General features: G+C 72.0%; 8 protein-coding genes and 1 pseudogene. 2 read left to right on the top strand and 7 right to left on the bottom strand.

All coding sequences use genetic code 11. The annotated features are described in order from the left end of the window. A pseudogene (locus ACFW2E_RS34590) lies at nucleotides 1-435 on the bottom strand (hypothetical protein); the annotation flags it as partial. Between the two features lie 82 nt (nucleotides 436-517). On the opposite strand from ACFW2E_RS34590, the gene ACFW2E_RS34595 reads away from it, so the two are divergent. Further along, complete coding sequence (locus ACFW2E_RS34595; RefSeq protein ID WP_384472218.1) at nucleotides 518-1,132, top strand: flavin reductase family protein; 615 nt, start codon at nucleotides 518-520, stop codon at nucleotides 1,130-1,132. Nucleotides 1,133-1,165: 33 nt separating this feature from the next. Here the strand turns inward: ACFW2E_RS34595 and ACFW2E_RS34600 are convergent, their stop codons facing one another. From ACFW2E_RS34600 to ACFW2E_RS34615, 4 genes are all read right to left on the bottom strand, one after another. Beyond that, a complete protein-coding gene (locus ACFW2E_RS34600) occupies nucleotides 1,166-2,476 on the bottom strand; it encodes an MFS transporter (RefSeq protein WP_384472221.1) in 1,311 nt (436 codons plus the stop codon). A 92-nt stretch (nucleotides 2,477-2,568) separates the two neighbouring features. Further along, the gene (locus ACFW2E_RS34605) at nucleotides 2,569-3,618 is read right to left on the bottom strand and encodes a Zn-dependent alcohol dehydrogenase (RefSeq protein ID WP_384472224.1); all 1,050 of its coding nucleotides are present in this window, start codon (nucleotides 3,616-3,618) and stop codon (nucleotides 2,569-2,571) included. After that, complete coding sequence (locus ACFW2E_RS34610) at nucleotides 3,618-4,772, bottom strand: acyl-CoA dehydrogenase family protein (protein ID WP_384472226.1); 1,155 nt, start codon at nucleotides 4,770-4,772, stop codon at nucleotides 3,618-3,620. Before ACFW2E_RS34610 ends, ACFW2E_RS34605 begins: the two co-directional genes overlap by 1 nt. A 136-nt stretch (nucleotides 4,773-4,908) precedes the next feature. After that, nucleotides 4,909-5,820, bottom strand: coding sequence for an SDR family oxidoreductase (locus ACFW2E_RS34615; RefSeq protein WP_384472229.1), 912 nt, complete (start codon nucleotides 5,818-5,820; stop codon nucleotides 4,909-4,911). An 85-nt stretch (nucleotides 5,821-5,905) separates the two neighbouring features. Here ACFW2E_RS34615 and ACFW2E_RS34620 point away from each other — a divergent pair, with 85 nt between their 5' ends. Next, nucleotides 5,906-6,832 (top strand): cyclase family protein, encoded by a 927-nt coding sequence (locus ACFW2E_RS34620; protein ID WP_384472232.1) that lies wholly within the window; start codon nucleotides 5,906-5,908, stop codon nucleotides 6,830-6,832. Nucleotides 6,833-7,063: 231 nt separating this feature from the next. On the opposite strand, the gene ACFW2E_RS34625 is transcribed toward ACFW2E_RS34620, so the two are convergent. Together ACFW2E_RS34625 and ACFW2E_RS34630 are read right to left on the bottom strand one after the other, a co-directional pair. Then, nucleotides 7,064-7,528, bottom strand: coding sequence for an ATP-binding protein (locus ACFW2E_RS34625; RefSeq protein WP_384472237.1), 465 nt, complete (start codon nucleotides 7,526-7,528; stop codon nucleotides 7,064-7,066). Nucleotides 7,529-8,082: 554 nt separating this feature from the next. Next, nucleotides 8,083-8,479: acyl-CoA dehydrogenase family protein (locus ACFW2E_RS34630; RefSeq protein ID WP_384472234.1), on the bottom strand; the 397-nt coding region annotated here is incomplete at its 5' end.

The following is an 8,479-nucleotide window of genomic DNA, read 5'->3' on the forward strand; positions in this document are numbered from 1 at the left end:
GGCGTAGGCGACCCCGAGGGTGGGCAGGACGCCCACCGCCGTCAGATACACGACCGGGGTGACCGGCGACCGGTCGAGGAGCAGCGCCACGAGCCCGCCCCAGACGGCCGCCGGGGCCACGGGAGCCGCCAGGTGCCAGGCCCAGGCGGGACCGCCGAACCGGCGGGCGGCCAGGCGGGCGAGCACCACGGAGGGCAGGGTGAGGGTGAGCGCCTGCACCAGGGCCAGGAACGGCAGTACGACGGGCGCGATGACGAGCAGGAAGAACACGCCGAGGGCGCCGCCACCGGTGCCGTAGTCGTCGTACGCGAAGCTGGCGATCCACGCCATCAGCCCGGCCGCCGGACTCTGCGCCACGCACAGCGACACGGCCGCGTTCAGGTCGCCGAACCCCCAGGTCAGACCGGCGGTCCGGCGCGTCTCTCCCCATCCCATCCGGGCAGCGTACGCCCGGCCCTCACGGCCCTGGCCGCACCCCTTCCCATCTGACGCACCGTCAGGTTCAATGGAGGATGTGATGGGACACGCAGGGATGGCGGCCGCCGCCGTCCGTTACCTCAGGCCCGCCGACGCCCCGTCCGCGGGGTCCGTCGAGCCGCTGCCGCGCCCGGAGCTGCGGTGCGTCCGCGAGGACGAGCGGGCTCCGGTCGACCAGGGCGAGTTCCGGCGTGTGCTGGGGCACTTCGCGACCGGGGTGACCGTCGTTACGGCACCCGCCGCCGACGGCGGGCACTCCCCCGCCGGATTCGCCTGTCAGTCCTTCTCCTCCCTCTCCCTCGACCCGCCGCTCGTCGCCTTCATGGTGGGCCGTACGTCGACGACCTGGCCGCGCATCGCCCGCGCCGGGGTCTTCTGCGTCAACGTCCTGGGCGCCGGACAGGGCGAGCTGTGCCGCGCCTTCGCGGTCAGCGGCGCGGACAAGTTCGCGGGCGTCGACCACGACGCGGCCCCGGTCTCCGGCTCCCCGCGACTGGCCGGCGCGGCCGCCTGGATCGACTGCACGGTCCACGCCGTCCACACCGGCGGCGACCATCTCATCGTGGTGGGCCGGGTGGACGCCCTGGGCGCGGGCGAGGCCCCCGGCGGACCACTGCTCTTCCACCGGGGGCACTTCGCGCGTCTGGAGCCCTGAGACCGGGTCTCCGGCCGCTCCTCAGGCCGCTCCTCAGGCCGGCACGACCGCCGGGGTCATCGCCGGCCGGCGCCGGATCACCAGAGCCATCAGAGCCGCCGCCGCGCACAGCGCGCCGGAGGCGTACCAGACCATGTCGTACGAGCCGAAGACGTCCCGCGCCACACCGCCGAGGAAGGCGATCAGGGCCGCGCCGACCTGGTGGGAGGCCAGCACCCAGCCGAAGACGATGGCGCTGTCCTCGCCGTACTGCTCCCGGCACAGGGCAAGGGTGGGCGGGACGGTGGCGACCCAGTCGAGGCCGTAGAAGACGATGAAGAAGATCATCGGCGGGTGCACGCTCGGCGCCAGCAGCATGGGCAGGAACAGGAGCGAGATCCCGCGCAGGGCGTAGTACACGGCCAGCAGACGGCGCGGTTCGAAGCGGTCGGTGAACCAGCCGGAGGCGACGGTGCCGACCACGTCGAACACCCCGATGACCGCGAGCAGCGAGGCCGCCGCCGTGACCGGCATGCCGTGGTCGTGGGCCGCGGGCACGAAGTGCGTCTGGACCAGGCCGTTGGTGGAAGCGCCGCAGATCGCGAAGGTGCCGGCCAGCAGCCAGAAGGGCCCGGTGCGGACCGCGGAGAGCAGGACCGTGACGGCCCGGCGGGCCGCGCCGGTGACGGGCTCCGGCTTCGGTACGAACTCCTCGGCGCCGTACGGCTTCTGGCCCACGTCGGCCGGGTGGTCGCGCAGCAGCAGCCAGACGAAGGGGACGACCGCGAGGGCGGCCAGGGCTACCGTCACGGCGGCCGGGCGCCAGTCGTACGACTCGACCATCCGGGACAGCAGCGGCAGGAAGATCAGCTGACCGGAGGCCGAGGCCGCGGTCAGGATGCCGCTCACCAGGCCGCGGCGCTCGGTGAACCAGCGGTTGGTGACCGTAGCGGCGAAGGCGAGCGCCATCGAGCCGGAGCCCAGGCCGACCAGCAGACCCCAGCACAGCATCAGCTGCCAGGCCGACGTCATCCACACCGTCAGGCCCGAGCCGACCGCGATCACCGTCAGGGCGACGGCGACCACCCGGCGGATGCCGAAGCGGTCCATCAGCGCGGCCGCGAAGGGCGCGGTGAGCCCGTAGAGCGCGAGGTTGACGGAGACCGCCGCGCCGATCGTGCCGCGCGACCAGCCGAACTCCTGGTGCAGCGGGTCGATGAGCAGACCGGGGAGCGACCGGAAGGCGGCCGCGCCGATGATCGTGACGAAGGTGACGGCGGCGACGAACCACGCGCGGTGGATACGGGGCCGGCGGGGAGACCGGGTCTCCGTCATGTCTGCGGGGGCTTCCGTTGTCTGGGTCACGCCATAAAGCTTCCGGTCCGCGCCCCTTCCCTTCGAGTGGCCCGAAGGACAGCATTCGTTAGGATCGGGCCACGCGGGCCGGAAGCCGCGCCTCAGAAGGTGAGCACTCCCCTGGCCACCCGTCCCGCCTCCGCGTCCGCCCGCGCCTTCTCGAAGTCCTCCACCGGGTAGGTCTCCGTCACCAGCTCGTCCAGCAGCAGCCGCCCCTGACGGTACAGCTCGGCGTACAGGGCGATGTCGCGCTGGGGGCGGGAGGAGCCGTAGCGGCAGCCCAGGATGGACTTGTCCAGATACATGGAGGAGACCAGGAAGGACGCCTCCGCCGTCGCCGGAGGGACACCGAGCAGGATCGCCTGGCCGTGCCGGTCGAGCAGGTCGACGGCCTGACGGATCAGTTCGGTCCGGCCGACGCACTCGAAGGCGTGGTCGGCGCCGGTGGGCAGGATGTCCTTCACGCCCTTCGTCGAGGTCAGGAAGTCCGTGGCGCCGAACTGCCGGGCCACCGGCTCCTTGGCCGGGTTGGCGTCCACCGCCACGATCCGCAGCGCGCCCGCGATCCGCGCGCCCTGGATGACGTTCAGGCCGATCCCGCCGGTGCCGATGACCAGGACGGTGTCCCCGCGGTCCACCCGGGCCCGGTTGAGCACGGCCCCGACCCCGGTCAGCACACCGCAGCCCATCAGCGCGGCGCACGGCATCGGGATGTCCTTCGGGATCCGGACCGCCTGCACGGCCTTGACGACCGTGCGCTCGGCGAACGCGGAGTTGGAGGCGAACTGGTGGACGGGCCGCCCGGCCCTGCTGAAGGGCTTCCCCGGGCGGCCGATGGCCTGCCGGCACATGGTCGGGCGGCCCCGGTCGCACTCCGCGCACGTGCCGCAGTTGGCGAGCGTGGACAGGGCCACATGGTCACCGGGAGCCACGTGGGAGACACCCGCGCCGACCGCCTCCACCACCCCGGCACCCTCGTGCCCCAGCACCACGGGAGCGGGGAAGGGTATGGTCCCGTCCACCACCGACAGGTCGCTGTGACAGAGCCCGGCCGCCGAGATCGCGACGAGCACCTCCCCCGGCCCCGGATCCCGTACCGCCAGGTCGTCCACGACCTGCACCTGCTTGCCGTCGAACACCACGCCGCGCATCAAACGACCCCCTTGGGCTCTCTCGGCAGACCGAGCACACGCTCGGCGATGATCGTGCGCTGCACCTGGTCCGAGCCGCCGTAGATGGTGTCGGCCCGGGAGAACAGGAACAGGTGCTGCGCCGCGTCGAGTTCGTACGGCGCCGAGGGCGACCAGTCCGCCGGGCCCACGGCAGCCGCCGCACCGCGCACCCGCACCGCCAGCTCCCCGAGCCGCTGGTGCCAGCCCGCCCACAGCAGCTTGGCCACACTGGGGGCGCCCGGATCGCCCGAACCGCCCAGGGTGCGCAGGGCGTTCCAGCGCATGGCACGCAGCTCGGCCCACTGGCGCACCAGCAGATCGCGCACGACCGGATCGGACGCGGCACCGGTCCCGACGGCCGTGCGCAGGATCCGCTCCAGCTCCTGGGCGAAGCCGATCTGCTGGGCGAGGGTGGACACGCCCCGCTCGAAGCCGAGCAGGCTCATCGCGACCTTCCAGCCCGCGCCCTCGCCGCCCACGACGTGCTCCACGCGCGCGCGTGCCCCGTCGAAGAAGACCTCGTTGAAGTCGCTGGTACCGGTCAGCTGGCGGATGGGGCGGACCTCGATGCGGCCGGGCTGGTCCATGGGTACCAGCAGGAAGCTCAGACCGTGGTGGCGGCGGGAGTCCGGGTCGGTGCGCGCCAGCACGAAGCACCAGTCGGCCTCGTGGGCGAGCGAGGTCCAGATCTTCTGGCCGCTGATCCGGTAGTACGGCTCGTCCGGCTCGCGTACGGCGACGGTGCGGACACCGGCCAGGTCCGAGCCGGCCCCGGGTTCGCTGTACCCCTGGCACCAGAGTTCGTCACCGGTGGCGACCGGCGGGAGGAAACGGGACTTCTGGGCGTCGCTGCCGTGGGCGATCAGGGTGGGCGCGAGCAGATTCTCCCCGATGTGCCCGGACCGCGGCGGCGCCCCCGAACGCGCGTACTCCTCGGCCCAGGCGACCTGCTGGGTGAGGGTGGCGGTCCGGTTGCCGTAACCGCCCTCGGACCACCCGAGCCCGATCCACCCGGCGGCGCCGAGGGCGCGTTCCCAGGTACGGCGGTCCGAGGCACGATCGGTATGGGCGGCCAACCACGCACGGGCCTCCGTACGGAACGCGTCGTCCTCTGCGGTGAACCCGAAGTCCATGGCGCCTCCCTTGAAATCACCGGCCGACATCAGCGCCCCTGGGGGCGCGGGGCTGTATCGATGTGCACTCCGCCTCGTGGGCGCGACAAGCCACAGCGAACCCGCACTCGCCAGCCCACAACGCGTGCCGGGACCCTCAGGCGTTGGGCCGAGACCCGTCCCGCGCCGCACTTTCCATCGCCTCCAGCTGCGCCAGCATCGGCATGGGATCCACCCCGACCGACCCGGGCAGGAAGTCGGCGATCCGCTCCGGCGTCCACGCCCCCTCGCTGTAAGCCGAACGCAGCTCCCTGGGCTGGGCCCACACCGCGATCTTGGGTCCCGCAACCGTGTACACCTGCCCGGTGATCCCCGCCTCGCGGGCACGGTCGGACAGCAGATAGACCACCAGCGCGGCAACGTCCTCCGGCTCGCCGATCTCCTTCAGCTCCATCGGGACCCCCGCCGACATCCGCGTACGAGCCACAGGGGCCACCGCATTCGCGGTCACCCCGTACTTGTTCAGGCCGAGCGCGGCGCTCCGCACGAGCGAGATGATCCCGCCCTTCGCCGCGCTGTAGTTGGCCTGCGACACCGAGCCCTGGTGGTTGCCGCTGGTGAAGCCGACGAGGGTGCCGGACTTCTGCTTGCGCATGACCGCGGACGCCGCGCGGAACACCGTGAAGGTGCCCTTGAGGTGGGTGGCGACGACCGGGTCCCACTCCTCCTCGGTCATGTTGAACAGCATCCGCTCGCGCAGGATCCCGGCCACGCAGACGACCCCGTCCAGCCGGCCGTACGCCGACAGGGCCGTGTCGACGACCCGCCGGCCGCCCGCCATCGTGGAGATGTCGTCGGCCACCGCGACCGCCTCGCCGCCGGCCGACTCGATCTCCTTGACCACGGCCTCGGCGACCTCGCTGGTCGGCGAGGTGCCGTCGGTGGAGACGCCGTAGTCGTTGACGACGACGCGCGCGCCCTCGGCGGCCGCGGCGAGGGCGACCGCCCGGCCGATACCCCGTCCGGCGCCCGTCACGGCGACGGCCTTGCCTGCCAAGAAGTTCCCCACGCCCGGCCCCTTCCCGCTGTTTCTGACGGTCCGTTAGATTCTATGGCGCGGCAGACCGCGAAGGACAAGCCCCGGGGAGGCACCGATGTCACTGCCGGACCAGTTCCACGACATCGCCAAGCGCGTGAACAACTGGGGGCGTTGGGGGGCGGACGACGAGATCGGCACCCTGAACCTGATCACCGGCGAGGTGGTCCGCGAGGCCGCGGCCACCGTCCGCACCGGCCGCCGCGTACCGCTCGCGCTGCCGTTGCGCGAGGACGGCGTGCAGACCGGGATGATCCCGGGGCGGGTCAATCCGCTGCACGCGATGGTGCAGATCAACCAGGAGATCTTCGGGCCCGGCACGGTGGCGTGCAGCGACGACGCCGTGACGATGGGGCTGCAGGCCGCGACCCACTGGGACGCGCTGACCCACGTCTCCCACTCCGGGAAGCTCTACAACGGCCGCCCCGCCCACACCGTCACCGCGCACGGCGGCGCCGAGTTCAGCGGGATCGACAAGGCGCGCCACATCGTCTCCCGCGGAGTGCTGCTGGACGTGGCACGCGCGCGTGGCGTGGACCGGCTCGACGGCGGGCACGCGGTCACCCCCGAGGACCTGGCGGCGGCCGAGGAACTGGCCGGTACGCGCGTGCGGGCCGGCGACATCGTGCTGGTACGGACCGGGCAGGTCCAGGTCTACCTCGCCGGGGACAAGCACGGGTACGGCCATCCGTCGCCGGGCCTGTCGGTGCGGACCCCGGAGTGGTTCCACGCGCGCGATGTCGCCGCCGTGGCGAACGACACGCTCACGTTCGAGATCTTCCCGCCCGAGATCGAGGATCTGTGGCTGCCCGTGCACGCCCTGGACCTGGTGGAGATGGGCATGCTCCAGGGCCAGAACTGGAATCTCGAAGAGTTGTCCACAGCCTGTGGAGAAGAAGGGCGGTACGCGTTCCTGCTGTCGGCGATGCCCGAGCCGTTCGTGGGGGCGACGGGAACGCCGGTGGCACCGGTGGCCGTCCTCTGACATCCGGTTGGCGGCGCGGGCAGCGTCCCGCGCGCCGCCATCCGGCTCGACCCACGCTCGACGAGGACTTCCGTCACCAAGGCCCTCGCCGTCCCCTCGCGGCGAATCGCTGAACACAAGGGTGATCAAACGGACACGAGGCGTCAACACCGGTATGGCGATTTATTGCTTACATCCTGTTCGGCGCCGACGCGCACGGATGCACGCCCGGCGCATCACCGCGCACCGGACCTACACGGCTTCGAACGCCAGCCCTTCGAACGCGGAGAGACCGCCCCTGTACGCCGCCGCCGTGCTCTCCATGCGCTGTGCGCAGCGGTCCAGTTCGCACCAGATGCGCTTGCCCGAACCGTCGGGACTCCAGCCCCAGCGGTCGGCGAGGCCGTCGACCAGCGCCAGTCCGCGCCCGCCGGTCGCGTCACCGTCCACGCACCGCGGCACCGGGGCACGCGTGCTGGTGTCGGCCACCTCCAGGCGCACGGTCGCCGACTCGGCCTCCGCGCCCGGCAGGGACAGCCGCAGCACGGCCGGACAGCCGGTGTGCACGACGGCGTTGGTGACCAGTTCGGAGACGAGCAGGATCAGCGTCTCGGCCAGCGGCTCGTCCGCCGCTATCCCGGACCCGGCGAGCCGCGAACGGGCCCACCGCCTGGCCCGCCCGACCTCCGCGGGGTCGGGCCGGATCTCCAGCTGCACTTGAAGCACCTGCACCGCTCACACCATCCGAACCGGCGGACACATGACCCCACGCCACGCGAACGCCACGACGAGGGTCGCAACGAGCACCACGACGAGGGCCACGATCGTAGCCATTTTCTGCATGGCCAGAACAACGGCCAGAGCAAGGGTCACGGAACGTGATTCCCTTACGAGACAGCATGGTTGACGTACAGTCACCCCAACAAGCGCTTCGGGCATATTCCAGCGCGAAGGAGTACGCGTGCGGCATACTGTGCGACGCTCGCTGCGGCAAGTCGAACAGACGGCGGGGCAAGCCCTTACCGCCTTGCGAACAGCGGTGCGCACCGCCGGATGCGGGGCCGCCGCAGGGGCGACACCGGCATGGCTCGTATCCGGAACCACTCGCATCCCACAGAAGGTACCGGAGCGGACAGCCGACTCCAGGACGTGACGAGTCACGCGTTGGACACAACCCGGTATCAACACTCCGTAGTTCCGATGTGCCACGATCCGTGACATCCATGACGACCGCGCCAGGGTTCCCGCAGCCCACAGAGGCTTCCGGGCGCTCAGCGCACCAGATCGGCCGCGAGCAACTCCTCACTCTGCGTGATTCCGCCGCCACGCTCGGCCCGGACCCAGGCCCGCTTCAGGTGCAGATGCACCTCGGACTCCCAGGTGAAGCCCATGCCGCCGTGCACCTGGAGGCAGTCGCGGGCGCCGCGCACGGCGGCCTCGTCGGCGAGCAGCCGGGCCGCCGCGATGTCCACCGGGTCGCCGGTGACCGCCGCCCCGTAGACGGCCGCGCGGGCCGTCTCGGCCCGCACCAGCATGTCCGCGCACAGGTGTTTGACCGCCTGGAAGGCCCCGATCGGCTGCCCGAACTGCTCGCGCGTCCGGGCGTGCCGCACCGCCAGCTCGCACACGCGCGCGGCCGTACCGAGCTGTTCGGCGGCGGTGAGGAGG

It is taken from the genome of Streptomyces sp. NPDC058964 (assembly GCF_042741275.1).
Classification (GTDB): domain Bacteria; phylum Actinomycetota; class Actinomycetes; order Streptomycetales; family Streptomycetaceae; genus Streptomyces.